We start from the raw sequence: 25,822 nt of genomic DNA, 5'->3' as shown, positions 1-25,822 counted from the left end.
ACGGGGTGTCTGCGGAAGATGTCCACTCCACCTCCGGCCCAGGGCTCTCGTGGTGTTTGTCCGCACAGCCGGGCGACCCTGCTGGCTTGTGGACTTGCCAAGGCCTGTGGCATCGCGAGCACCGCACACAACTACTGGTGGCAGATCCCACCTCCCTGCCTTCCATGCGCGCGATCCTAGAGTACCTCGCCACGCTCTATCCCGAACAGCTCGCTTCCACGCACGTCATCGCGGTCACCAGTACCGATTCCGATTCAGAGCCCCACCTGGAAGATTGGCGCAACCGTCTAAGCAGCCTCACCCGGATCTCCGCACCTTCTGACGGTTATGCGCAGGCCATCGCCGAGCATCTCGCCAACATTGACGTTGAGTCCTCGCGCAATCGACAGCACAAGCCCCACCCAGACGTGGACTATGTGTGGGTCGCCGGGGAGGGGGATTTCTGCAAGGTGGTGCGCTCCCACGCCATCAAGACTTGGCAGCTCAACAAGGACAACATCCTGTGGTGCCCTTATTGGTTCGTCGGCAAGGCTCGCCCCTAGCGTGCATCCGTTATCCCCGTGAGTGCCCGTCCCCTAGCCAGCAACAGCAAAACCGCCCTAGCACGTTCATGCGGGGCGGTTCGGCGGTTGATTCAGACTACTTCGTGGCGTCTGCCAACGGCTGCTCGATCTTGTCCAGCAGGTAGTTCAGGCTCAGCACGGTCTGCCATCCGAAGGCCTTTTCCAGGTCGCCTTCCAGGTAGACACTGTGTCCGTCCTTCACGGCGGGCAGCTTGCCCACGATCGGATCCTCGGTCACAGAAGCCTTGCTCTGCTTCGGAGAGTAAGACAGTTGATCCCACACCAGCACGTCAGAGTTGATCTGGTCTGCGTTTTCCTTGGAGACCTCACCGTAGAACTTGTCCTTGGTGATGCCCGCGTAGGCCGGGTTGATCTTGAATCCCAGCTCGGTGAAGAAGCGGCTACGCGGATCGCCCTCGGCAAAGACAGCCAGGCTCTCGTCGGAGACAGTGGCCACGCCGAGTTCCTTTTCGGCCCATTCTGGGTGGCGGCCCTTGAGCTCTGCGAACTTCTCCTTGACCTGCTCCACCTGGCGCTTTGCCTCTTCAGGCTTGCCCACGGCCTGCCCGATCTCTTCCGTGGTCACGTCCCATGGTTGCTGTAGTTCTTCGTATTCGCCCTTTTGTACGACGACAGGGGCGATCTCAGACAGCTTCTTGTACGTGTCTTCATCGATGTCCGAGTACACGGCCACGATGAGGTCTGGATTGTCCTTGGCGATGGCTTCCGCGTTGACTTCTGTGTCCTTGTCGATCCGAGGAGTGTCGCCCTCGATCTTGTCATTGGACCAGTTGCCCGCAGCCTGACCATCCGGGGTCATTCCGTCCCAGTACTTCACGGAGACAGGAGTAACTCCCAGCGCCAGCAGTGCGTCCTGATCCGTGTAGCCCAAGGAGACCACGCGCTGCGGGGCTTCCTTGATTTCGGTGGAGCCGTAGCGGTGCTCGATGGTGGTGGGGAATGCGCCCTGCTCGGCGTTGACTGCCTGGGAGTCCCCGGAATTTCCGGACTGGTCATCAGTCGAGCAAGCGGTCAGTGCCGCGCCCAAGGTCAGCACAGCAGCGGTGCTAACGAGAATCTTCTTGAGTGTCATTTTTCTCCGTTGTTACTGGTGACGGATTTCCGCGCGAGGTGTGGCCCGTACACAAAAGGGAAAGGTCAAACCTTTGGTTGGATATATCCAGCCCTATGTCCAAAGAATTCGGTGGCGGTCAGTTCCGAGTTGTCGTCGAGACGAACACGATCCAGAACAATCGCCGGCGCCGGCACGTTGGCACGGGGCGATCCACAGACCACCGCGATTCCTCCCTCGTGAGGGATGGTGACTCGGCCGGGGGTTCCGCCGAAGCGGCCCAGCGAGACGTGCGCGGAAAGCACGCGGACGCGCTGGCCTCGGAATTCAAAGTAAGCATTGGGGTACGGGTCGGACTGCGCCCTGACCAGCAAGGCGATATCTTCCGCAGGTTGGGTGAAATCTATGCGAGATTCCTGCTCGCCGCGCTTGTGGAAGTACGTAGCGCGGGTGGGATCTTGAGGTTGCGCAGTGGCGGTGCCTTGGGCGACGTCACTCAATGCGCGTTCCACGAGGGGCTCGATGAGGTCGATGGTCTTGGCCACGAGATCCGTGGTGGTGTCCTGCGGACCCACGGGGATCGCGCGCTGGGCAACGATGGGTCCGCCGTCCAGCACTTCATCCATCTCGTGCACAGTGACGCCCACGTGAGTTTCCCGGTTCAACAGCGCCCACAGGATGGGCGAAAATCCGGCGTACTCGGGCAGGAGACCATCGTGGACATTCAATGCGCCGTGCTTGGCCAGGCTGAAAACCTCGGGAGGAAGCCAGGTTCGCCAATTGTTGGCCACGATGATGTCTGGTGCAGCATCGCGCAACGCCTCAATGACGTCTTGACCCACGCGCTCAGTGACACACACCTGGAGCTCATGTTCGCTGGCGAGCTCCTCAACGGAGTCTGCCCACATTTGCTCATAAGGGTGATCGCTGGCAGGGTGCGTAACTACCAAAACTACTTCATGACCAGCATTGATGACCGCAGACAACGTCCGGTGTCCCCACGACTGATAGCCGAAAACAGCAACTCGCATGCAGGGGATGTTAGCTTAGGTTTACCTATGTAGTCAATGATGAAAGTGGCGCAATTTTCATGCCAGACTCCCCGGACGTGACCACCCTTCACCGAATCTCGGTGCCCGCGGATGCGGAAGCCCTCGTTTTCCCGGACCCCTACCGCTCGAACGTCGAGCTCACCGAATCGATGTCCACCGTCGATGTGCGCATCCCGGCGCACTCAGCAGTGACCTATAGCTTTCAATCCGGCGAGCTGAAATATCCCGATCCACATAACGCACACGGCGCAGGCCCACAGGCGAGCCTATTGAGCGGCGATTCTGTGGACCAGACACTCTGGCCGCCTCGCTCCCCAGAAGTCATCGCGGACTTGCCCGGCGCACGCCTGTCCATCGACCGGAAGGTATTCGGCAGGCGCTGCACCGCGCGCCTCGATGACCGCGGTGCGGATACCACCGTGGTGTTTTTGGATGGCGATGACTGGATCCATCTGCATGACCTCACGGGCGCACTGGACCGGGCAGTCACGGCAGGGCTTATCCCCCAGATCAACCGCGTCTTCCTGCCGGCAGCCAAAGACCGCAGCGAGGAGTACACCTCCCAAACATTCGCCAGCGCACTGGCCACCGAGCTTCCGCCGATCATCAACAGCAGCCACATAGTCCTGGTGGGGCAAAGCTTCGGCGGTCTCTCCGCCCTGCGCGCAGCTCTTACGGCTTCCACCGAAACCACGCCTGCAATCAAAGGAGCCATCGCCCAGTCCCCTGCCGTCTGGTGGTCCGCTGACCGTTCTGCAGAGCTCGCGGACACGCTCTCGGACGGGCCCGCAGGAGGCGACATTGCCGCACAGCTCACTGGCCCCTCACTCGAAAATCCTGCGGCTCACAGTGGCTCCGGTCTGGCACGCATCGTACTGACGTGCGGTGCAGAAGAGCCGCCCATGCAACGACACGTGGATGCAGTGGCCGATGCCCTGACACGCCGCGGCTTTCCCACCACCAATCACCGCACGCCCGGTGGCCACGACCCTGCGATGTGGCGCCACGGGATCATCCCGGCACTCGCCGAATTGCTGGGCTGAATCTACGAGCGCGCCTCCACAAACTCCGCCACGCGCTCGACTGTCCGCAGACCGTAGAATTCGCGCACGCCAACCTCCACTCCCAGCTCTCCACGCAGCAGTGCGCAGAGCTTGATGACCGCCATGGAGTGCCCACCCATGTCAAAGTAATCAGCATCCACCGGCACGTCCTCGGGCTCAATATCTAGCGATTCGGCAAACAGCTCCGCCGTGATCTCCTCGGTTTCGTTCGCCGGTTCGCGGCCCTTCTCCGTGATCCTTTCTCCCTCACCCAGTGCAGCAAGGTCGGTCTTTCCATTCGACGTCACCGGCAACTCATCCACGATCGACCATCGATCCGGGATCATGTAGCTGGGCAGTTCCTCGCGCAATGCATTACGCACGCCAGTCAGGAAACTCTGCCGCTCCCCCTGGTCCGCATCGCGCAGTTGTGGGGCCACGAGGTGACAGGCCAGGAGTGTGGCGTCGGATATACGAACAGGAACGGTCACGCAGTGGAGGATGCGGGGATCAACGCCGCGGGACACGGCGGCCGAGACGTCGCCGGGATCCACGCGGTGACCACGAATTTTCACCTGATCGTCGCTGCGTCCGAGGTACTCGAACATGCCATCCGCACGCACGCGGACGATGTCTCCCGTGCGATACATCCGCTCACCCGGGGCGCCCCACGGGCAGGCGACCATGGAGCTGGCGGTGCGCGCCGCGAGCCCATGATATTCCTGCGCTAAGCCGCTGCCCGCGAGGTAGAGCTCACCCGGCGCTCCTGTAGGAACGGGGCGCAACCACGGGTCCAAAACGAACGCCGCCGTGCGATCCACCGGCATTCCGATCACGGGCGTGGCGCTCTCATCCGTGCCAGCACCCAGGGCGTTGATGGTGTACTCGGTGGGTCCATAGAGGTTGTATCCGCGCACGTCATCGGCCTTTCGCAAGGTCTCCCACACGCCGTGCGAGACAGCCTCGCCGCCCAAGAGCACCAGCCGCGGGCGATGCGCGCCGGATTCCAGCATCCCCTCCGCGAGCAGCTGCTCGGCAACGGTCGGGGTGACGTTGATGACATCCACCTGATGCGCGCGAATGGCCTCAACCATGGCCGCAGCATCGCGTCGCAAATCCTCGGAGAAGATCCGCACCTCGTGGCCTTCCACCAGCCAAAACAGCTCTTCCCACGACATATCGAAGGCGAAGCTGATGGCATGCGCGATCCGCAACGTCCGCCCATCGGCAGCAGCTGGGGCGAAGATCTTGCGCCGGTGATTGTCCAGCATGTTGTGCAGCCCGCGATGCTTGATCACCACGCCCTTGGGCTTGCCGGTCGATCCGGAGGTGTACATCAGGTAGGCATCGTCCCCGGGCACCGCCGCAGGCGTGTGGGTGGTGGCGTGGGAATCGGCAGTGGTGACGTCGACGCAAGGAAGCGCACCGATCCGCTCCATGCGCTCCCGAGAACTCGAGTCCACCAGCGCGGCTGCGGGCTGGCTGTCCTCCACGAGGACCCGGAGCCGCCCATCGGGGTGCGTCAGATCAAGCGGCGCGTAGCGCACCCCTGCCCACAGGGCTCCCAGCAGAGCCACCACCGAATGCGCGGAGCGCTCCACCGCAATGGCGACAGTATCGCCGCTGGTCACGCCGCAATTCTTGATCTTTTCCGCAATGTCGGAACAGCGAGCAATCAGCTCACCGAACGTCCACTGCTGTGCGTCATCCGCTAGCGCGATGCGATCTGGGAAGCGCTGGGCGGTGTCCTTGAGCTCATCCGCAATGGTGCGGTCAATGCCTTCGGCCTTCTGCCAGGAAGCCATCTGCTCCGTCGTGCTTTGCGGGGAAGAATCCTCCGCTCGGGCTGGCGCCAACTGGGCCAGCTGAGCGAGCGGGACCTCTGGTGTGTCCACAAACGCGGTCAGGACTTCGGTCGCGGCCTTGAGCACGGAATGTGCGAGGGACTCGTCCACCACGTCGTGGCGGAATTCCAGCTTGATGCCCAGCTTCGGCCCCGGAGTGAATACCCAGGTCAGAGGGAAGTGCGTGGAATCTTCCGCGCGCTCCTCCACAACCCCGTGGCGTTCCCGAAGTTCCGCTGCTGCCTGCGGATCGAGGAAGTTCTGCACCACCACCATGGAATCGAACAGCGTGCCTACCCCCAGCTGCCGCTGGATGGCGCCGAGGTCCGCGGAATCGTGGTCCATATCCTCGATGCGCTGGCGATAAACATCCTGGACCAGTTCTTCTATGCTCTGGCCGGGCCGAGCTGTCACTCGCACTGGCACTGTGTTGAGCAGCACTCCCACCACATCAGACATGGCGGGGTCGCTCAAGGCATCGCGGCCACTGACAGACTGACCAAACACCACATCCGAATCCCCTGTGACAGCACCCAAGGCCACGGCCACGGCTGCGTTGACCACGGAGGTAAACGTCACGGCCTGCGCCCGGATCTTTTCCTGCAGTGCGCCGGTCAGCTGCTCGCTGACCTCGGCAAACACCTGGCGAGGCAACTCGCTACCAGCGTGCTCTGAAGAGATATCCGCGGCCTGCGGGGCAACGAGCGTGGGCTGAGACAACGTCTCTAGGCGATGTACCCAATAGTCGCTATCTGCCTGCTCTTTGCGAGTGTCAACGGACTCGAGCAGGGCGTCAGCAATAGAACAACCGCGAGGAACCAACTCTCCCGCACCCTGCGTGCGGGCCTGGCCGGACCTCAACGTCAGCCTCTCGAGGAAGGTTTGCAGCATCACTGCACGCGACCAACCATCGACCAGAACCAGGTGGTAGGTAAGAAGCAGCGTGTCGCCAGGCTGTCCGTCACTTCGGCCGGTGACGATGGTTGCCTTCGCCAGCGGCACGGATGCGAGATCGATGCCCGCGCTGCGATCAGCGTGCATGATCGCCTCGAGATCCCCTTCGGTGGTCTCGACGGGGAGGTCAATGCCCTGTCCACTCCACGGCAAGTTCTGCACGGGTTGGCCGGAAGCATCGGTGTGGAACTCCGCGCCCATGGCTGGATGCACGGTCACTGTGTCCCGGAAGGCTTCCACCACGGCCTCGGCATCCAGTCTCCGGTCAAACGTCAACGCAGTCTGTGCAACGTAGGCACCCGGTGCTGCCACCTGTGACTGGAACCAGATTCCGCGCTGCAGCACGCTCAGCGGAGCGCGGCGTCCTGAGGATTGCTCGCGGCTGACGTGCTCCTGCAACTCGCGAGCAACCTCGCCGATGGCGCTGCGCAAACGCTCGGCGGAAATCACCGCATTCACCACGGACAGCTCCATGCTTACGGCCCGCTCGCTAGACCACACATCGGCCTCCACCAGGTAATCCGTCCACTGGCAGGCGGCATCGCCCGGCGCGTGGAGGACAGCGCCAGTCTCTCCCCGTCCGAGGTAGTTGACCAGGATCTGTGCCCCATGGGCCAGGGTTCGCTGCCCTTGCGGGTGTGTGTATCGCAGTGCCTGATAAGTGCGGCGGTCCGGGGCTGTGCCGTCCTCGTGGAGCGCGCGCATTTCCGCTGCGGCACGTGCTGCATCCGCTGGATCAGCCAACGGGATTTCCACCGGCGCGATGGTGGTAAACCATCCGAGGGTTCGACCATAGGAATGATCAGCCGGACGTCCGTGGCCTTCTACGTCCACGGCCCAGCTCCGCGCGTCCGTGCCCATTGTTCGAGCCACCGCGACGGTCACCAGTCCTGCCACGAGGTCCTGAACGTCCACACCCATCACGTCGGGTGCAACGCTCTGCAGGACCTGCGCGGTCTGTCCGTCAATGTTCACTTCGAGCGTGCTCACATGATCCGTACTCCACTGGTTCGAGTCCTCGACGGGCCGTGGCAGCGTAGCCAGTTCACTCCAGTGCAGGGCATCCTGAGCTGCTGCGGTGTGAGCATCGTGCAGTTCTTGCAGGCAAAGATCCTTGTAGCTCGCCTGCCCGGAGAGAATCCTGCGCCCTGCGAGCGCATCGCGCAGATCGTCTTCCAGAATCATCCAACTGGCGCTATCGATCACCGCGTGATGAGCAACGGCCTTGACGTACCCATCCACACACCCGAGCACCACGCTACGACCAGCAGCAATATCGATGTGATCGATCAATGCATCCACGTCCAAAGCCCGCACAACCATAGGGCCGTCTCCCTCGGCACCAACAAAGTGCGCGAACGCAGAACTGGTGTCCACGCGCGTACGAAGCATCGGATGTGCCTGCGCTACCTGCTGCAGGGCCTGTTCCAAGTCCTCCACAGCGACTGGCCCCAGATCCAAGCGGCGCGCCTGCACAAAGCGGTCGCTCATGCCTCTTTCCATCTGCCTGCGCAGCATCGCCGGGATGGGGAAAGCCCCCGAGATCTCCTGGTGCCCGTCCTTGGGCAGGGCTTCTTCCTGGCTCTGCCTTGTTTCCTGGATTTTCTGCTGGGTGGCCTGCGGCGTGACCCGCTCGGCAATCTTGCGTGGCGTGCGGCCCAAGAAGAAGTCCCGCGGAGTCACGTTGAGATCAGCGCGCGCCAGCGCGTGAGTAACGCGGATGGCAAGAATACTGTCTCCACCTAAGCGGAAGAAGTCCGAGTCCGGCTCCACCTCGGCGCGGTCCAAGCGAAGTCCATCAGCAATTGCCTGCGAGATCGCCTCCACCAGATCCGAGGTGCCCGAAGCCTCCTGAGCAGCAGGAATCTCACCCAGAAGGTCCAGGATCGCGCGCTCATCCCGCTTGCCATTGATGGTCTGCGGCACCTGCGTACTCACCGCGAATAGCTGCGGAACCATGTAGGCAGGGAGCGCGTCTCGGGCCGCTGCGGCAGCTCGGGAGGTGATCGCCTTTGCGTCGGCACGAGAATCCGTAATCAACAACGCACCCGGCACCTGGCCTTCGGGCAGATCGACGACCACCACGGTGGCCTCCCGCACACCGCTGACCTTCTCCAGCGCGCTCTCGATCTCCCCCAGCTCCACGCGATAACCGCGCAGCTGCACCTGCCTATCGGCGCGGCCCACGTAATCCAGATGACCGTTGTTCAGCACCTTTGCCATGTCATTGCTGCAGTACATCCGCGCGCCGCCGCCAACGAAAGGATCGGCCACGAAGCGGGAGGCCGTGGTAGAAGCAAGCCCCCAATAACCCGCGGTGACCTGCGGCCCGGCAACGTACATCATGCCGGTCTCTCCAGGCTGCACCGGCTGTAATTGCGCGTCCAGAACATAGGTACGCAACCCGTCCATCGGGCGGCCGATCGGGCTGCGGGCCTCCCCTGCATTCTCGGAGCATTCGTGTGCTGTGACGTGCACTGTCGTCTCCGTGATGCCATACATGTTGATAAACCGAACATTCGGATGAGCACTGCAGTAGGCAGCCTCTGCGCGGGCCTCCAAGGCCTCGCCGCCGAAGATCACCGTGCGCACCGCAGAGTCCTGCCCGAGGTGCGGCTCCAACGCGGCAAAGGCGGTTGGGGTCTGGCTCAGCACCGTGATGGCTTCGGCACGCAACACCTCTGCGGCATCCTCGGGCGAGCGCATCAGCGCATACGGCATCACCACGGCACGCCCGCCGGAGCTCAGCGCTGCCCACATCTCCCACACCGAAAAGTCAAAGGCGAAGCTGTGGCTGATCGACCACACGTCCTCCTGCGAAAACTCCACGTGGCTGCGAGCATTGCCCAGCATCGCGGTCACGTTGGCGTGTGTGACGGCCACGCCCTTCGGCCGCCCTGTGGAGCCGGAGGTGTAGATCACGTAGGCGATGTCATTGGCACGGGCCACGCTTGCCGACCGGCCCGCAGGCGGCTTCGCTTCCCCGCTCATCGTCTGTTCACTGACCACGAGGACGGGATAATCTACCAGCTCAGAGACCATTTTTTCCGCGCTGGGAGACACCAGCACGGCATCGGGCTGGCAATCCTCCAGGATCAATTCCACCCGCGCTTGCGGGGACAACGGATCCACGGGAACGTAGGTGCCGGCGGACATCGTGGTCGCCAGAATGGCCGCAACCTGCCACGCATCGCGCTCCATGAGCAGGGCTACTCTCGGGGTGTGGATGGCAACCTTCCGGTCCAGCACAGCGCGTATACGCTGAGCGGCGTCGTCTAGTTCTTCGTAGGTCCAATGCTCCGCAGCACCGTCTTCTCCGATGCTGGTCAGGGCGGGCCGGTCGCGGAAATGTTCGAAGCTGCGTCGCCACAAAGAAGGAAGCGTGTCCACACCAGATACCGCACCCAACGCCTCTGCAACCTCACCCACGGTCGCCACCGCACCGGATTCAGACAGCAAAGAATCCACACTCACCGCGAGCATCTGCGCGATCCTTTCGGCACGTACCTCGGTGATTCGCTGCGGATCGTAGATCAGGCGCAGTGGGTGCTCAGCGGAAGGGTTGACCACGACGGACAGGGGAAAGTGCGGCGCGCCATTGTTGCGCACGTCAGCAACCTGTAGTGGCGAGCCGGGGCAGCCCACGTCCTGTGGAGATAGCGGCACCTCCACCACCATCAACGTATCCAGCAGTTCGCTGGCGTTGGTTCCTAGGTCTCGGGCAATATCAGCCAGGCTGACGTGCTGCACATCGCGGACCTGATTGTTGTGATGGACCATGGCGTGCAGCATGCTGGTCACCGGCAGGGTGGGATCAGATTGCCCCGGCGCGACCACCGGGATGGTGTTGAGCTGCATGCCCACGGCATCGGCCACGCCAGGAACGGGAATGTCGCGGCCGGAAACGGAAGTGGCAAACACCACGTCAGCCCCAGGTTCGCAGCCCACCAAGGTGCGAAGGACCAGCCCCCACGCCGCGTGCACCACATCCGGCAGGCCCACACCCGCTGCCCGAGCACGCTCAGACAAGCCAACAGTCCGCGGATCGTCTACCAGCAACTCCCGGCGCTCGAGCGAACTCGAAGGATTAGGGCACAGCACCGTGGGGCGTACCTCGCGCATTTCCTCGCGCCAGACGGACATATCGGCTTCCGCGTCTCTGCGCGCCACCCATCGCACGCTGCCGGCCATTCCGGCGTCCGGGTCGTAGCGCGGGATCCGGGCATCGTCATCCCGGTAGATCTCCAGGAGATCCCGCAGCATGATGGGCACGGACCATCCGTCGGCGATCAGGTGATGCACCGTCTGGATCACGGCGATGTCCTGGCCACACACCGCACCATCGACACTGGTCGGGAGCACAACGGTCCATCGCATGAGAGGCTCGGGCGCGGCATCACCGGGCGGCTGCAAGGAGATTCCCCGCGAGATGTCGTCAGCGGCAATCTCCTCCGCACGCTGCGCGAGCCAACCCTCCAATCCAGCCTCAGCCAACTCAGCAGGCACCGTCACCTCCCGAAAGTCCACCCGCAGATGCTCGGCAATCCCCGGATCAATCACGGCAACCACATCGCCACCGTCAGTTTCCCAAGGGCGGGTGCTCAGTGCGGGGTGGCGTCGGATCAAATTACGCGCAGCGCGAGCGAATCGCTCCCGGTCAAACGGTTCGCTGCATTCCACCCGCAAGACCTGTTGCTCCACATACGAACTGGCCGATTCCTCGAATAGCGAGTGGAAGTACATGCCGTGCTGCAGCGGGGTCAGCGGCAGCACGTCCTGCAGCTCCGCGGAGCTCTGTGCAGTGATTCGTGCCAGGTCCGCAGAGTTCACGGTTGCGGGGGCAACGTCGCCCACGGACAACACGCCGTGATCGGCAAGCGCTGCCACCTCGCGCAATGCCACATCCCAGTGCGCGACCAATTCGTCGATCCGTTCGGGGGAGATCCTGCCGCGCGCCCAGGAGATCGTGGTGCGCAGGACGTATCCCTCGCCGGTGTCTTCGGCGATCGCGTTGAACTCCAGCTCGCGGACCAACGGCTGGTCCGGGTCGCGTTGCTCGCCGAGTTGGCCGGTGGAACCCGCGGGAGCGAAATCTTGTGCTCCTGCGGATACGCGCCCCAAGTAGTTGAACAGCACCTGTGCCTGCGGAGGGGTCTTCGCGGACTGATGCAACCAGGTGTGGGCCTGGTAAGGAACGCCGTTGCCGGGGATGGCCGCGAGCTGGTCTTTCACTGCATTGAGTGCCAGCGCTAGCGGCGCGATGTGGCCCTCGGTCGCCGCGGAAGCCTCCTGCACTGCCGCCCGGGTGGGGTCGATCAGCATGGGATATAGGCAGGTGAACCAGCCCACGGTGCGTGAGAGGTCCGCTTCCCTGCCCTGTGGCCCGGGTACGAATCGGGTTTCGCGGCCGTGCCCCTCCATCTCCACCAGGGTCCATGTTTGTTTGTTTCGACGCCAACGCGCCAACGCCACGCTCAATGCCGTAAGCAATACGGAATTCGCCCCCGTGCGGAAAGCGTGGGGCACCGCACCCAGTAATTCGTCCGTGATCTGCACTGATGCCTCATGTACCACGCTGCGCTCCTCACGGACTGTGGGCGCTTTCTCGGGACTATCAGCAAGCGCTGGCACCTGCGGGTCCCGCAGAGGTTCATCCGCACTCGGCAATGGGGGCAGGGAACTATTGGCATCCTCCGCGAATTCGCCAGTATCAACGGCCTGTTGCAGCAGCTGCGTCCATCGGCGCAGGGACGTCCGCTCCGGCGCGAGCTGTTCCCCGCGATACGCCGCGGCGAGGTCCTCGCCGATAATGTTCCATGACACGCCATCGACCACCAGGTGATGCACCACCAGGCGCAATCTTCCGGGCACCAGCCCAGCCGCTACCACCACTCCGACTGCCGGATCCAGCAGTTCAGAAAGCGCAGCGATGTCCGTGGTGGGGTGGATCGCCACCGCTTCTTCGCCAGGACCCTCCGGGAGTTCCAGCCGCAAGGGATTCCGCTGCACACGGGCCCGCAGTGCAGGGTGCGCCTGCAGCACGTCAGCCACCATTCGCCCGGCCAGCTGCGCATCCACATCTTCTGGAACTGAAAACTCCACGGACTGAATGAAGCCGTCCACGTGATCAGTAATGGAATCGAACCAGCGCAGAATCGGCAGCGACTGCACCTCACCGGTTGGTTCATCGTCTGGATCCTGCACGAAGGTTCCGCGCTCTTCGGCGCACCGAGCCAGTTGCTGTGGAGTGCGCGCAGAGAAAATATCTCCCACACTCACCTCCACCCCGCGCCGTCCCAGAGCCGAGACCAGGGTGATGGCCCGCAGGCTATCGCCACCGATATCGAAGAAGTCCGTCTCCGCACCCACCGCGCTAACCCCCAATGCTTCAGCCATTGCCTCCGCGAGCAGAGCAACGGTTTCCCCGTCACGTTCAGCATCGGCCGGGGCATCAGTGAGCGAGCTCCAATCAGGTTCCGGCAGTGCCTTCCGATCCACTTTTCCGTTGGCCGTCCGCGGCAACTCATCCATGACGGTGATAATCGCGGGCACCATGTATTCGGGCAGTACCTCGGCACACCAACTACGGATCGCAGCACCCACGAGGCCCGCAGTCACCGTCACGTAGCCCAGCAGTCGCCCCTCCCGAGCAATCACGCTCGCCGCCTCCACATCTGGGTGTCCCACCAGCGCAGATTCCACGTCCTCTAACTCCAGACGCATGCCACGGATTTTCACCTGATTATCGGCCCGCCCCACGAATTCCAGCGAGCCGTCGTTGTGCCGGCGCACCAGGTCTCCCGTGCGGTACATCCGGGTTCCGTCCGACGCAAACACATCCGCAACAAAGCGGCTGGCCGTGAGTCCTGGGGCATTGATATACCCCTTGGCCAGCAGGAATCCGGCCACATAGAGTTCACCAATTTCTTGGTCTGGAACCACCCGCAGGTGCTCATCGAGCACATAGAGCCGACAGTTGGGATTGGCCACACCGATGCTCGTGTTGAGGCGATCCTCGTCGTCACGGTAGATGACGTGGGAGACACCGATGGTAGCTTCCGCTGGCCCGTACCCGTGGTACAGCGGGATGGCCAGCTGCTGGCGAAAGCGACGGAACAGCGCCTGGGTGAGCATCTCTCCGCCACACCAGACATGCCGCAAGCTGTCTAATAGATTCGTGCCTTCGGCCTGTTTGAGCATGACGTCGAGAACACTCGAAACCAGATACGCAAACGTCACGCCCTCGCGATGGATGAGGCGGGCCAAGCGTTGGGGGTCTTGCTCCACGCCCGGCGCGGCCACCACTACGCGGCCCCCGCAAACCAGCGGCAGGAAGATCTCATTGATGGAGATATCAAAAGCCAGCGGTGCCTTGAACAGGGAGGCATCATCGCGGCCGAAGAACAGGATCTGATCGCGCTGCCAGAGCAAGCGCTCCACGATCGCACCGTGGCGGATCATTGCGCCCTTTGGGCGGCCGGTGCTGCCAGAGGTAAAGATGACGTACGCAACGCTGTCCGTGGACGGCGGGGTGAACAGCTCGCGGGTGGCATCGAGGTCGAATAGCGCGTCTTCGGTGAGCGCGCAGTTGTCCGGCGTGAGTACGAAGCTCAGGCTGGCATCGTGGGTGACGGATTCCCGGCGCGCCTGCGGCCACGAGGGGTCTAGCGGGACAAAACTGCCACCGGCGAGCAACGTGGCGACGATACCCACCACCATCTCCGCGCTGCGCGGCAGGGAGATTCCCACACTCTGACCAGCGTCAATACCGTGTTCCCGCAAATTTCGCGCTACAGCAGTTGCATGGGCGACGAGCTGCGCATAGGTCAGTCTGTGCCGGTCATCCACCACTGCGAGCGCATCCGGGGTCTCCTGCGCATGCTGCAGGAGCAGGCTAATCAGGTCCGGGCGATCGCGATCCTGATCCGTGTCATTCCATATGCGCTGCTGGGCGATCCGATCCTGTTCACTGCGGCCATGACCGATGACGGCGCCGCCATCTCGAGAAGCAAGCGTATCGCCAGAGGAAAACGGAGTGTGAGCAGACGATCGGGTGGGCACAAAGAGCCTTTCGGTTGATGGGGAAACAGGGAATCAGACGCGGATGGCGGACGTCGGGCTAGGTGTCAGCCAACCTCGCGCGGAGCACGGCTCGGGAAAATCAGCCTGCGATCAGGTGCGAAGAATCCCGATGTTGCTCGGAGCGGAGATCTTCATCCGCCGGCGCACGATGCGTGCGTTGCTGTCCCGTGATGGCCTCCACCAGTTCCCCGGAGCGGGTCGCGATGTTGGAGAGCAACGTGGAACCGAGTCCATGCGTGGCCTCAGTTGCTCCCTGCACGAAGAGTCCTGGCACGCGCTCGCCATTGAGCACGGCGCCGTAATCCCTAGTGACGGTGAATTCTTCACTGCCGTGACTATCAGCGTGAATCCCCGCAAGACCGCGAGATCGGAAGCCCGTGGCGCACACCACCACGTCAAAGTTTTCTGTCACCACGTCTCCGGTTACTCGGTGGCGAATGTCCACGTCGACGCTGCCGTCGGAACAATTACGCGCACCGAGCACCTCCGTGGTCCGGCGAATATCGAGCCGCTGACGCCCGGTGACGCTTTCCCGATACTGACGGTCGTGGAGCTCATCGAGGAGCTCAGATTCCACGCAGGCGTAATTGGTGTACCGGTGGCGGATCAACAGCTCGTTGCGGATCGCATCGGGCGCATGGAAGAAGTCATCAACGGCCTCCGGGTCGAACACCCGATTGGCGAAGGGGCTGTCATCGGCGGGGATGAAGCCGTAGCTGTTCAAGCTGCCCGTGACGGTATCGATATGCGGGCAATCGTGGAAGTACCGGATGGCCTCGGCTGCGGACTGGCCCGCGCCGATCACCAAAGCTCGGCGGATATCCCACCCACTGTTCAGCAGCTTCTTGGTGCGCGGGAGCAAATCGATGTTGTGGAAGATGCGCGAGGTGTCCAAGGAGCTGTCCTCTGCCCACGCAGGCATCTTGGCTTCCAGACCGCGGGCAACCACCACGTTGCGGCAGCGAATGGACTCCGACTGCTGAGCTCGCTGCCCTTCGGACTCACCGCTTCCTAACTTCCTGCGGACGTGCACCACAAAACGAGCTCCGTCTGCGGCCGGTTCCGGAAGCGTCTCGATGGACGTCACGGTGGTGTTGTACTGCGTGTCCACGGTGATGTGATCCGCGATCCATCGGAGGTAATCGGCGAATTCCACGCGTTCCGGGGTGAAGGTTTGGCGGTTAATGAAATCAATCAAGCGGTCGCTGTGATGCAAGTAGTTGATGAAGCTGAAGCGGCTCTGCGGATTGCGCACCGTAACCAGGTCTTTAAGGAAGCTGATCTGCATGTTGGATCCTTCGAGGAGCATGCCTGGGTGCCAGTTGAATTCCGGGCGGGCTTCCACAAAGAGTGCATCGAGTTCTGGAGCTTGCTCTTCGATAGCTACCGCGAGCCCGAGGTTTCCGGGGCCGATGCCGATCCCGACGATGTCGCGGACGGAATTTTCGTGGGTACTGCGCTCTGCGGATGTCTGAGCTTGACGATCGATGATGGTCACTATGGCCTCTCTGTAGGATGCGCCAACCAACTTCTTAGGGTAGGCAATGCAAAGGGTAGGCTAACCTATCTTCTATTGCTCAACAACCCCCTAGCGGGAATTGCTCACCCCGCGTCCGCAAACTCCCAGCTAGAGGCTTCACATCAACTACGTCCTCGGCTACCGACTGGAAGGCCCTCCCCACACACAGGACCACCGTGGTACGCCCGCGGCGAATATCTCTCACCGCACGCGCCACTTTCATGCCCGTCATTGAATCCACTGACGAGACCGGATCAACCATCACCAACATCTCCGGCTCAGCCAGTAGCGCTCGTGCCAATCCCAGCCGCTGCCGCTGACCACCGGAAAGATTGCGCGCACCTTCGGTCAGCTCGTGATCCAATACCCCGGCTGAATGAGCCGCCCCCGGCGCCAGTTCATCGAGCCCTAAGGCGTTAAGAATGTCTACTGCATCCTCCGCCCTGCCCTCTCCAGAGCTCCGCAGCACCGCCTGCCCCACTGTGTCCCCAAACAATGCCGGCTTCCGAGGCTCGGCAAGCACAGCGGAACGCACATCGTCTACCGAGATCTCGCAAATATCGCGCCCCCGGATCCACAGTTGTTGAGTTTGTGGCCTAGTCAGGGAGCCAAGCTCCATCGACTCCCCCGCGACCAACGCATCCACCAGAGCATCTGCCCATGCGGCTGAACAGTGCACCACCGTCAGTCGCCCCTCTGCGAACGCCACGGAAGCCTGCTCTGATCCCTCGACCTCGCCGTCTCCTTCGGCCTCACCGTCTCCACCGCGCATGGAAATGGCAGGCGTGCCAATCTGAGCAGATGGCACGCCCTGCCCCTCACGCAGCCGCTGAGCTTCCGCCACGCGCTGCAGCCTCCGAACGGAAGCCCTCGCCAATCCAATGAAGCGCGGCATTCTGCTGCACTGCCGCATCGGCTCCGCGATAAATTGTGACAGCGCCACCACGGTGACCAACTCCCCCAACGTCACATCGCCGGAAATGGTTCGATAGCCCGCGTACAGGCCCACCGCACTCAGCAACAGCACATTGCTGCCCATCGCCACGGCTTCATAACCTCCGCTGACCCACGCGAGCTTCCGAGCATCCGCACACGCCTCTTCAGATTTACGCGCATATCCACGGTAGGCCGGATGCGCGCCAGCCACTCCCGAGATCACCGGCAGCCCCTGCAGAATGTCGGTCATGCGCGCGGTCACTCGCGCGAGCAGAGTTTGTTGCCGCTCCGCGCGGCGTTCAATGATCTGAGACAGCCGGTGCAGGACTATCAACACCACCGCGCTGAGCACCAACACCACCACTCCCAGTGGCAGATCAATCAGCGCCAGAACAATCGTGCAGAAAATGGCTCCCACCAGCGCACTGATCCCCACCGGGACCACTTCGATGATGTCTACCGCCTGCACCACGTCTTCACCCACCACCGTGGGCAATTCCTGGCGAGGCAGACTGTCCGCATCGTCGGAATGCCCACCATGGCTCACCACCTGCGAGGTGATGCCTGCCCGCAATTCACATACGTTCCGAGCCGACGTAGCCTGCAGTATCCGGAACCCTGTCTGCCAGCTCACAGACACCGTCGCCAGCGTAGCGCCTAAGGCTGCGATTCCACCCACCAGGTGCCACACATTCTCGCTAGCGATAAGACTGTGCGCCAACCATCCCAGTAACACCGCAATCATGGCTTCTGCCACGTGGTAGATGCTCAGCAACAAGCCACTCAGAGCCATCGCGCGAGAATTTTTTCTGACCAGCCCGCGCAGCGTCACCACCTTGTTGTCAGACACGCGCCTGCCTCCCCTGCTCATTCCAGGCGGTCCACATATCGGCATATGTTCCGTTTCTTGCTGCCAGCTCCTCGTGCGTACCTGTTTCCACCACGCGCCCGCGCTCCATCACCACCACGCTATCGGCGGAGGTTGCTTGGCTGAGCCGGTGCGCAATCACCATCGCCGTCCGTCCGCGGATCGCCGCGCGGGCAGCGTCCTCCAAGGACATCGAAAAGGCCTCGTGTGATTGCTGTGTTTCCTCGAGGTCACCGTCATCTTCGGCCGTTGATTCGTCAAGAATGACGACGCCAGCCCGAGACAATGCCACCCTGGCCAGCGCCAGACGCTGTGCCGCCACCGCATCTACGTGCAGGCCCCCTTCGCCCAGCATTGTGTCTAAGCCCTGCTTGTCGCCATGGGACAAGGATGTGCACCAATCTTCCGCACCGGTTCGGCGCAGCGCATCCCATATTTCTGCGTCGCTGGCACCTTCGGCTGCCAGCAGGAGATTATCGCGCAAACTCATCGCGAAGACGTAGTTTTCCTGGGAGGCAACGCAAAAGATCGAGCTTCTTTCTTGCGCACTCATTCCCACCACGTCGCACCCCCCAACGGTGATCACACCCGGCTCTGCCATCTCGAGGGTTCCAGAGACAATTTCCGCAACCGTGGACTTGCCAGCTCCCGATCCGCCGACCACGCATACCGTGCACCCCGCAGGGATGTGGAACGCCAAGTCATGCAAGATCTCTGGGCCATCCTCGTACCGATAATTCAGGCCCTTGACCTCTACAGCTGGACTCTGCCGATGCGAGGAGTAGTCATCAATCGGCTGTGGCGTATCCGCACCCGCGAAGCGAATGAGTCCCACGATGCGCCCCAAGGCCGCCCCGCTGCGCTGCAGTTCATCAAAGGTGAACAGAATCGTGCCGATCGGCACGAACTGACGGTGGAACAGAATCAACGCTGCCGAGATCTCGCCCACCGTCACCGCATCTTCGCGGAAGAGCAACCAGCCTACGACAGACAGGGCTGACAACCCCATGAACTCCGCGAAGTTCTCCCGCGCCACCAGCCCGGAAAACACACGAAACGCAGCGATTGATTCGTCCCGCGAAGCCTGCGCGTAGCGCCTGGTGAGACCTTGGCGGCTATCCACCAGCCGATGCGAACGAACCGAACGAATGCCCTCCATAGAACCTTGCAAGGAACCGATGACACCGGCTTCTAATTCGCGTTGGCGTCGATACAAAGGGGCAGAACGAGGAAGATACCATCGCAACCCCAGCGCATAGAACGGAATCCCGCACAGCCCCGCCAACGCGAGGCGCCAATCCAACCCCGCTATTCCAGCGCTGGCCACCACGACCATCACCAGCGCGCTGAGGGTCGATGGAACCGACTTGCGGGCACTGCTCACCAGCGCGGCGACATCCGCACCAACTCGGCCCAGCACCTCTCCCCGGCCCAGGGACTCCACCGTGGTGGAAGGCAGATTCAGCACCGCGGCGACGGCGCGCTCACGCAACTTCGCAACTACCTGGGCAATCGTCACACCCGTCAGCGCCTCCGCAAGGCCAGCGACAACGGCAGTACCAACACACGCCACGGCAGCCCACACAATCACCTTCAGCACGCCAGACTTGCCGTCACCGGCGGCTACCGCATCGATGACGCTGGCCAGCAGATAAATGGGCACCAGAGAGAGCAAGGCACCGGCGAAAGTGAACAGCACCGCACTAATTGCTGGAGTTGCGGTGCGACGGAGCAGGCGGCCAATCTCCGCAGCGGACTCACCAGGCGAAGCAGTGGGAAGTACGGCACTCACTTAAGCGTGAGACTTTCCTGCCGGTTGCAAGGTGGTCCACTCGCGGTCGATGAACTCCATCGCCTCGTCCCGCGATACCCCGCCGTCTACGCCACGGGAAGGGTCTCCCAGAGCCACGGTCCATCCGTCTGGCACGGCGGCGAACGTAGGCCACAACGAGTACTGTCCCTCGTCGTTGATAAGGGCGAAGAAGCTGCCCTGTTCGTCATCAAACGGGTTGCTAGACAACACGCGCTCCTTGTCTCATGATGCGGAAATAACGGGTTTATGGGCTGCGTTGGCCAAAGTGGTGGCACAAGTGCAGCAAGCGTGAATTAACTTAGCATAACCTAATATGCAGCTTTTGAGAAGGGGCGTGGATAGCAAAAGACCCGCCATAGGCGGTTGCCTACGGCGGGTATATAGTGCGAATTTCCACCTTACCACGACTGACTTACATCAGCACACCGGCAAAGACCGGAAAGTCTTAGAGAAAACTAGCGAGCCTTCTCTACGATGTCCAGGAGACGGAAGTGCTTGTCCTTGGACAGCGGGCGGGTCTCCTCGATGCGGACGCGGTCGCCGACACCGGCGAGGCCTTCCTCATCGTGAGCCTTCACGCGAGAGTTACGGCGCATGATCTTGCCGTACAGTGCGTGCTGCTTGCGGTCCTCCAGCTCGACGACGATGGTCTTAGCCATCTTGTCGGAGACCACGTAGCCGGTGCGGACCTTCTTCTGGCCCTTTTCCTTCTTGTTCACGTTAGCCTCACTCATGCTGCGTCACCACCAGGGTTGGTCGACAGCCCGAGCTCGCGCTCGCGCAGGACCGTGTAGATGCGAGCGATGTCCTTCTTGACAACGCTCAGACGACGGTTGTTGGTCAGCTGGCCGGTCGCCATCTGGAAGCGAAGGTTGAACAGCTCTTCCTTGCTCTCCTTCAGGCGGGTGGTCAGCTCCTCGTTGCTGAGCTCGCGGAGCTCAGAGGCTGGGATACCAGTAGCCATTAGAACTGATCCTCCTTCTTCACGATGCGCACCTTGCATGGCAGCTTCGCGCCGGCGCGGCGCAAAGCCTCCATGGCAGCCTGCTCATCTGGGTACGACATCTCGAACAGGATGCGACCAGGCTTGACGTTGGCGACCCACTTCTCAACCGGGCCCTTACCGGAACCCATACGCACGCCGAGCGGCTTCTGGGTCAGCGGACGGTCCGGGAAGATGTTGATCCACACCTTGCCACCACGCTTAATGTGGCGGTTGATGGCAATACGTGCAGCCTCGATCTGACGGTTCGTGATGTAGGTCGGCTCCAGGGCCTGCAGGCCGTAGTCGCCGAAGGTCACACGGTTGCCGCCCTTGGACATACCGCTACGGTTCGGGCGGTGCTGGCGGCGGAACTTAACGCGCTTGGGGATAAGCATTTGTTCTTAGCCCTCCTGCTTCTTCTCGGCGCGCTGGCGGCGTGCACCACCGCGGCGCGGGCGCTCACGGCGACCACCGCGGGACGGGCGCTCGTCGCGAGCGTTCATCAGGGACTCGCGGCGACCGCCGACGACGTCACCCTTGTAGATCCACACCTTGACGCCGATGCGGCCGAAGGTGGTGTGGGCCTCGTGGGTGCCGTAGTCGATCTCGGCACGGAGGGTGTGCAGCGGAACGCGACCCTCGTGGTAGCGCTCGGTGCGACCCATCTCCGCGCCGCCCAGGCGACCGGAGCAGACAACCTTGATGCCCTTGACCTGTGGCTGACGCATTGCACCCTGGATTGCCTTGCGCATAGCGCGGCGGAATGCAACACGGTTCACCAGCTGCTCGGCGATGGACTGAGCCACCAGCTGAGCGTTGGCATCAACGTTCTTGACTTCGAGGATGTTGAGCTGGACCTGCTTGCCAGTGAGCTTCTCGAGCTTGCCGCGGATGCGGTCAGCCTCGGAGCCACGACGGCCGATCACGATGCCCGGACGTGCGGTGTGGATGTCGACGCGCACACGGTCGTGCGTGCGCTCGATGACCACGTTCGCGATGCCCGCGCGCTCGAGGCCCTCGGAGAGGAACTCGCGGATCTTGATGTCTTCGGCAAGGTAGTCAGCGTACTGCTTGTCGGCGTACCAGCGGGACCGCCAATCGGAGGTGATACCCAGCCGGAGGCCGTGGGGTTGAATCTTCTGGCCCACTACTGAGCACTTCCCTTCTGGCTCTCGACTACCACGGTGATGTGGCTGCTGCGCTTACGGATGTGGAAAGCACGACCCTGAGCGCGCGGACGGAAACGACGCATGGTCGGGCCCTCGTCGGCGTATGCCTCGGAGATGACCAGGGTGCGCGGATCCAGACCAAAGTTGTTCTCTGCGTTAGCCGCTGCGGAGGCAACAACCTTGGCGACGTCCTCGGAAGCAGCCTGCGGGGCGTACTTCAGGATCGCCAGGGCGTCCTCGACGGACTTACCGCGGACCAGGTCGATCACGCGGCGTGCCTTCATCGGGCTGACGCGCACGAAGCGCGCGGTGGCGCGTGCGGAATTCACAGTTTCAGTCATGATTATCGACGACCCTTCATGTCGTCCTTGACGTGACCCTTGAAGGTCTTCGTCGGTGCGAACTCGCCCAGCTTGTGACCAACCATCGAGTCATCGATGAACACCGGCACGTGCTTACGACCGTCGTGGACGGCGAAGGTGTGACCGATGAAGTCGGGCAAGATAGTCGAGCGGCGGGACCAGGTCTTGATGACCTGCTTGGTGCCCTTCTCGTTCTGAGCATCCACCTTGTTGAGGAGGTGCTCGTCAACGAATGGGCCCTTCTTAAGGCTGCGTGGCATTCTCTGCTACCTCCTCTTAGCGCTTCTTGTTGGGACGGCGACGGCGGACAATCATCTTGTCGCTTGGGCGGTTCGGGCGGCGGGTGCGGCCCTCCAGCTGACCCCATGGGGACACTGGGTGGCGGCCACCGGACGTGCGGCCCTCACCACCACCGTGCGGGTGGTCGACCGGGTTCATAGCAGCACCGCGGACGGTCGGGCGCCAGCCCTTCCAGCGCATACGGCCGGCCTTGCCCCAGCGGATGTTGATCTGCTCCTGGTTACCGACCTCGCCGACGGTTGCACGGCAACGGATGTCGACGCGGCGGATCTCGGAGGACGGCATACGCAGGACTGCGTACTTGCCTTCCTTACCCAGCAGCTGGATCGAGGCACCAGCGGAGCGGGCCATCTTGGCGCCCCCACCTGGCTTCAGCTCGACGCAGTGGATAGTGGTACCAGCCGGGATGTTACGCAGCGGCAGGTTGTTACCAACCTTGATGTCTGCGTTCGGGCCGGACTCAACCAGTGCGCCCTGCTTCAGACCACGCGGCGCGATGATGTAGCGCTTCTCGCCGTCGCGGTAGTGCAGCAGTGCGATGTTTGCGGTGCGGTTCGGGTCGTACTCGATGTGTGCGACCTTAGCGACCACGCCGTCCTTGTCGTTACGACGGAAGTCGATCACGCGGTAGCGACGCTTGTGGCCGCCGCCCTTGTGACGGGTGGTGATGTGGCCGTGAACGTTGCGGCCACCGGTCTTCGACAGCGGGCGCAGCAGAGACTTCTCTGGAGTGGAGCGAGTGATCTCGCTGAACTCGGAGACGGAGCTCGCGCGGCGACCCGGCGTAGTCGGCTTGTACTTACGAATAGCCATACTTTTGCTTCCTCTTTACCTGTCGGTTTGCCGGCGCTTACGCGACGGTGCCACCGAAGATGTCGATCGGATCGCTGCCGGCGACCAGGGTCACCATGGCGCGCTTGGTGGCCTTGCGACGACCGTAGCCGTAGCGGGAGCGCTTGAGCTTACCCTCACGGTTAGCGGTGTTGACGCTGGCGACCTTCACGCCGAAGATCTGCTCGACGGCAATCTTGATCTGGGTCTTGTTGGACGTTGGTGCGACGAGGAACGTGTAAACGTTCCGCTCCATCAGGGCGTAAGACTTTTCAGACACGACCGGAGCGATGATGACGTCGCGAGGATCTACAACCTTGTTGCTCACTTAGCCTCCTCCTTCGTGTTCTGGTCCTCAGCCTTGTTGGCGCCGCTTGCGGCCTTGATGAAGGCGTCCAGTGCCTCGACAGAGAACACGACGTCGTCTGCGTGCAGAACGTCGTAGGTGTTCAGCTGGTCTGCCGGCAGTGCGTGCACGTTCGGCAGGTTGGCGACGGACTTGCGAGCGGTCAGGTCCTCACGGGTGAGGACGACCAGGATCTGCTTGCGCTCGGTCAGGCGCTCCAGGAAGGAACGTGCAGACTTGGTGGATGGGATCTGGCCCGGCACGAGCTCCTCGATCACGTGGATGCGGGAGTGGCGTGCGCGGTCAGACAGGGCGCCGCGCAGTGCGGCAGCCTTCATCTTCTTCGGGGTGCGCTGGGAGTAGTCGCGCGGCTGCGGGCCGTGGACCGTGCCACCACCGGTGAAGTGTGGTGCGCGGATGGAGCCCTGCCGTGCGCGGCCGGTGCCCTTCTGGCGGAATGGCTTGCGGCCACCGCCACGGACCTCGCCGCGACCCTTGGTTGCGTGCGTGCCCTGGCGCTTCGCTGCGAGCTGAGCGGTAACGACCTGGTGCATCAGCGCGACGGACGCCTCAACATCGAAGATGGATGCTGGGAGCTCTACGCTGCCGTTGGTCTTACCATCAGCGGTATGTACATCAAGCTTCAGATTGCTCATGCTTTAGCACCGCCCTTCACTGCGGTCTTGACAACGACGATGCCGCCGTTGATACCCGGAACTGCGCCCTTGATGAGCAGCAGGTTGGAATCGGTATCGACCTTGGCAACCTTCAGGTTCTGCATGGTCACGCGGTTGTTGCCCATGCGACCTGCCATGCGCTTGCCCTTGAAGACGCGGCCCGGGGTAGCGGCTCCGCCGATACCACCGACGCGACGGTGCGCTGCCTGGTTACCGTGTGCTGCACCCTGGCCAGCAAAGCCGTGGCGCTTCATGCCGCCGGCGAAGCCGTGACCCTTGGAGGTGCCGGTGACGTCCACGAAGTCGACCTCGTTGAAGATCTCGACGGTTACGTCCTGGCCAACCTCGTAGCCGGAAGCATCCGCAACGCGGATCTCGGCGACGTGGCGACGAGGGGTAACGCCGGCCTTCTTGAAGTGGCCAGACTCAGGCTTGTTGACCTTACGTGGGTCGATCTCACCGAATGCGATCTGGACGGCCTCGTAGCCGTCGATGTCCTTGGTGCGCACCTGGGTTACGACACAAGGCCCAGCCTCGACGACGGTGACCGGTACGACGCGGTTCTCGTCATCGAAGATCTGGGTCATGCCGAGCTTCTTGCCCAGGATGCCCTTGATCTCAATATCACTCATAGTTTTGTTCTCCGCTGCCTTTAAGCTGCTGTATTCAGACTCGACTCAGGCTTACTGAATGTTGACGTCGACGCTTGCCGGAAGGTCGATGCGCATGAGGGCATCAACGGTCTTCGGGGTTGGGTCGAGAATGTCGATCAGGCGCTTGTGAGTACGCATCTCGAAGTGCTCGCGCGAGTCCTTGTCCTTGTGCGGCGAACGGATGACGCAGTAAACGTTCTTTTCAGTTGGCAACGGCACCGGGCCGACTACACGGGCGCCGGTACGAGTGACCGTCTCAACAATCTTCTTGGCAGAAGCGTCGATTGCCTCGTGATCGTAGGCCTTGAGCCTGATGCGGATCTTCTGTCCCGCCACGCTTGTCCTCTTCCTCAGCGTGCCCACGTTCTCGACCTGCTGTCGAGCTTGTGAGCGAACACGCTTCTTTTCTTGTCTTAACGCTGTCCGGCCGTGGGGCCTGGTCCAGACGCCAGTTTGCTCAGTGTCTTCTCTGTTCACTTCGTTGCACCGGTTGGGGTGGTAAACGATCGCGTTTGCGTTGTTCACAAAGCACACACTGTGTGTTGGAAGAGACCCTCCCCGCGTGGGGACTAGTGCTCATGCGCCTAAATACTGCTGGTTATCTGCAGTTGTGGACGCAGAGGAGGCAAAAGGTTCTTTCCTTATGCTTACTGCCGCTGTTCATTTACCATGTCCCACTCCGGCACCCGCGGTCGGGCGTGTCGCCGTTCCCGCGCGAAGTACCGCACAGCAGAGTTATCCCCCACTGTGTTG

20 protein-coding genes are annotated in these 25,822 nt (G+C 62.2%); 2 read left to right on the top strand and 18 right to left on the bottom strand.

The features are described 5' to 3' along the window. The first annotated feature begins 5 nt into the window (after positions 1-5). Positions 6-542 carry a siderophore-interacting protein gene (locus CU_RS01680; RefSeq protein ID WP_012359589.1) on the top strand — a complete coding sequence of 179 codons (537 nt, stop codon included), beginning with the start codon at positions 6-8 and terminating at the stop codon, positions 540-542. A gap of 97 nt (positions 543-639) precedes the next feature. On the opposite strand, the gene CU_RS01675 is transcribed toward CU_RS01680, so the two are convergent. Further along, on the bottom strand, positions 640-1,656 hold the full coding sequence (locus tag CU_RS01675; RefSeq protein WP_005291893.1) for an iron-siderophore ABC transporter substrate-binding protein: 1,017 nt from the start codon (positions 1,654-1,656) through the stop codon (positions 640-642). A 65-nt stretch (positions 1,657-1,721) separates the two neighbouring features. Then, a complete protein-coding gene (locus tag CU_RS01670) occupies positions 1,722-2,666 on the bottom strand; it encodes a methionyl-tRNA formyltransferase (protein ID WP_041628451.1) in 945 nt (314 codons plus the stop codon). A 59-nt stretch (positions 2,667-2,725) separates the two neighbouring features. On the opposite strand from CU_RS01670, the gene CU_RS01665 reads away from it, so the two are divergent. Further along, positions 2,726-3,730: an alpha/beta hydrolase gene (locus CU_RS01665; RefSeq protein ID WP_005325324.1), complete on the top strand. Its 1,005-nt coding sequence runs from the start codon at positions 2,726-2,728 to the stop codon at positions 3,728-3,730. Positions 3,731-3,732: 2 nt separating this feature from the next. On the opposite strand, the gene CU_RS01660 is transcribed toward CU_RS01665, so the two are convergent. The 16 genes from CU_RS01660 to rpsJ all read right to left on the bottom strand — a co-directional run bounded on the left by CU_RS01660 (position 3,733) and on the right by rpsJ (position 25,405). Next, positions 3,733-14,589, bottom strand: a complete 10,857-nt coding sequence (locus CU_RS01660; RefSeq protein ID WP_012359587.1) for a non-ribosomal peptide synthetase — start codon at positions 14,587-14,589, stop codon at positions 3,733-3,735. Positions 14,590-14,689: 100 nt separating this feature from the next. Further along, complete coding sequence (locus tag CU_RS01655) at positions 14,690-16,108, bottom strand: lysine N(6)-hydroxylase/L-ornithine N(5)-oxygenase family protein (RefSeq protein ID WP_012359586.1); 1,419 nt, start codon at positions 16,106-16,108, stop codon at positions 14,690-14,692. Positions 16,109-16,187: 79 nt separating this feature from the next. Further along, entirely contained in the window at positions 16,188-17,915 is a 1,728-nt protein-coding gene (locus tag CU_RS01650; protein WP_011274125.1) for an ABC transporter transmembrane domain-containing protein, read from the bottom strand. Further along, positions 17,908-19,632: an ABC transporter ATP-binding protein gene (locus CU_RS01645; RefSeq protein WP_041628450.1), complete on the bottom strand. Its 1,725-nt coding sequence runs from the start codon at positions 19,630-19,632 to the stop codon at positions 17,908-17,910. Before CU_RS01645 ends, CU_RS01650 begins: the two co-directional genes overlap by 8 nt. A 93-nt stretch (positions 19,633-19,725) precedes the next feature. Next, positions 19,726-19,953: an MbtH family protein gene (locus tag CU_RS01640; RefSeq protein WP_011274127.1), complete on the bottom strand. Its 228-nt coding sequence runs from the start codon at positions 19,951-19,953 to the stop codon at positions 19,726-19,728. 248 nt (positions 19,954-20,201) lie between these two features. After that, on the bottom strand, positions 20,202-20,480 hold the full coding sequence (rpsQ, locus tag CU_RS01635; protein WP_012359584.1) for a 30S ribosomal protein S17: 279 nt from the start codon (positions 20,478-20,480) through the stop codon (positions 20,202-20,204). Beyond that, complete coding sequence (gene rpmC / locus CU_RS01630; protein WP_012359583.1) at positions 20,477-20,710, bottom strand: 50S ribosomal protein L29; 234 nt, start codon at positions 20,708-20,710, stop codon at positions 20,477-20,479. The genes rpsQ and rpmC overlap by 4 nt, the downstream gene beginning before the upstream one ends. Beyond that, positions 20,710-21,126 carry a 50S ribosomal protein L16 gene (rplP, locus tag CU_RS01625; protein WP_012359582.1) on the bottom strand — a complete coding sequence of 139 codons (417 nt, stop codon included), beginning with the start codon at positions 21,124-21,126 and terminating at the stop codon, positions 20,710-20,712. Before rplP ends, rpmC begins: the two co-directional genes overlap by 1 nt. Before the next feature lie 6 nt (positions 21,127-21,132). Then, positions 21,133-21,879: a 30S ribosomal protein S3 gene (gene rpsC / locus CU_RS01620; RefSeq protein ID WP_012359581.1), complete on the bottom strand. Its 747-nt coding sequence runs from the start codon at positions 21,877-21,879 to the stop codon at positions 21,133-21,135. Next, positions 21,879-22,241 (bottom strand): 50S ribosomal protein L22, encoded by a 363-nt coding sequence (gene rplV, locus CU_RS01615; RefSeq protein ID WP_012359580.1) that lies wholly within the window; start codon positions 22,239-22,241, stop codon positions 21,879-21,881. The genes rpsC and rplV overlap by 1 nt, the downstream gene beginning before the upstream one ends. Positions 22,242-22,243: 2 nt before the next feature. Beyond that, positions 22,244-22,522: a 30S ribosomal protein S19 gene (gene rpsS, locus CU_RS01610; RefSeq protein WP_012359579.1), complete on the bottom strand. Its 279-nt coding sequence runs from the start codon at positions 22,520-22,522 to the stop codon at positions 22,244-22,246. A gap of 16 nt (positions 22,523-22,538) precedes the next feature. Further along, entirely contained in the window at positions 22,539-23,375 is an 837-nt protein-coding gene (rplB, locus tag CU_RS01605) for a 50S ribosomal protein L2 (protein WP_012359578.1), read from the bottom strand. Positions 23,376-23,412: 37 nt separating this feature from the next. Next, positions 23,413-23,721, bottom strand: a complete 309-nt coding sequence (rplW, locus tag CU_RS01600) for a 50S ribosomal protein L23 (protein WP_012359577.1) — start codon at positions 23,719-23,721, stop codon at positions 23,413-23,415. Beyond that, positions 23,718-24,395: a 50S ribosomal protein L4 gene (rplD, locus tag CU_RS01595; protein WP_012359576.1), complete on the bottom strand. Its 678-nt coding sequence runs from the start codon at positions 24,393-24,395 to the stop codon at positions 23,718-23,720. Before rplD ends, rplW begins: the two co-directional genes overlap by 4 nt. Then, complete coding sequence (gene rplC, locus CU_RS01590; RefSeq protein ID WP_012359575.1) at positions 24,392-25,048, bottom strand: 50S ribosomal protein L3; 657 nt, start codon at positions 25,046-25,048, stop codon at positions 24,392-24,394. Before rplC ends, rplD begins: the two co-directional genes overlap by 4 nt. A gap of 51 nt (positions 25,049-25,099) precedes the next feature. Next, positions 25,100-25,405, bottom strand: coding sequence for a 30S ribosomal protein S10 (gene rpsJ, locus CU_RS01585; protein WP_005291986.1), 306 nt, complete (start codon positions 25,403-25,405; stop codon positions 25,100-25,102). Between the last annotated feature and the right edge of the window lie 417 nt (positions 25,406-25,822).

It is taken from the genome of Corynebacterium urealyticum DSM 7109 (assembly GCF_000069945.1).
Taxonomy (GTDB): Bacteria; Actinomycetota; Actinomycetes; order Mycobacteriales; family Mycobacteriaceae; genus Corynebacterium; species Corynebacterium urealyticum.
Note: the sequence above shows the minus strand (reverse complement) of the source record. Positions and strands in the feature narration are given on the sequence as shown.

Coding starts and splice junctions, on each gene's coding strand:
- rpmC (WP_012359583.1), bottom strand. CDS start 20,710: ATGGCTACTGGTATCCCAGCCTCTGAGCTCCGCGAGCTCAGCAACGAG.
- rplD (WP_012359576.1), bottom strand. CDS start 24,395: ATGAGCAATCTGAAGCTTGATGTACATACCGCTGATGGTAAGACCAAC.
- rplB (WP_012359578.1), bottom strand. CDS start 23,375: ATGGCTATTCGTAAGTACAAGCCGACTACGCCGGGTCGCCGCGCGAGC.
- rplP (WP_012359582.1), bottom strand. CDS start 21,126: ATGCTTATCCCCAAGCGCGTTAAGTTCCGCCGCCAGCACCGCCCGAAC.
- CU_RS01670 (WP_041628451.1), bottom strand. CDS start 2,666: ATGCGAGTTGCTGTTTTCGGCTATCAGTCGTGGGGACACCGGACGTTG.
- rpsQ (WP_012359584.1), bottom strand. CDS start 20,480: ATGAGTGAGGCTAACGTGAACAAGAAGGAAAAGGGCCAGAAGAAGGTC.
- CU_RS01675 (WP_005291893.1), bottom strand. CDS start 1,656: ATGACACTCAAGAAGATTCTCGTTAGCACCGCTGCTGTGCTGACCTTG.
- rplV (WP_012359580.1), bottom strand. CDS start 22,241: ATGACTGAAACTGTGAATTCCGCACGCGCCACCGCGCGCTTCGTGCGC.
- rpsS (WP_012359579.1), bottom strand. CDS start 22,522: ATGCCACGCAGCCTTAAGAAGGGCCCATTCGTTGACGAGCACCTCCTC.
- rplC (WP_012359575.1), bottom strand. CDS start 25,048: ATGAGTGATATTGAGATCAAGGGCATCCTGGGCAAGAAGCTCGGCATG.
- CU_RS01665 (WP_005325324.1), top strand. CDS start 2,726: ATGCCAGACTCCCCGGACGTGACCACCCTTCACCGAATCTCGGTGCCC.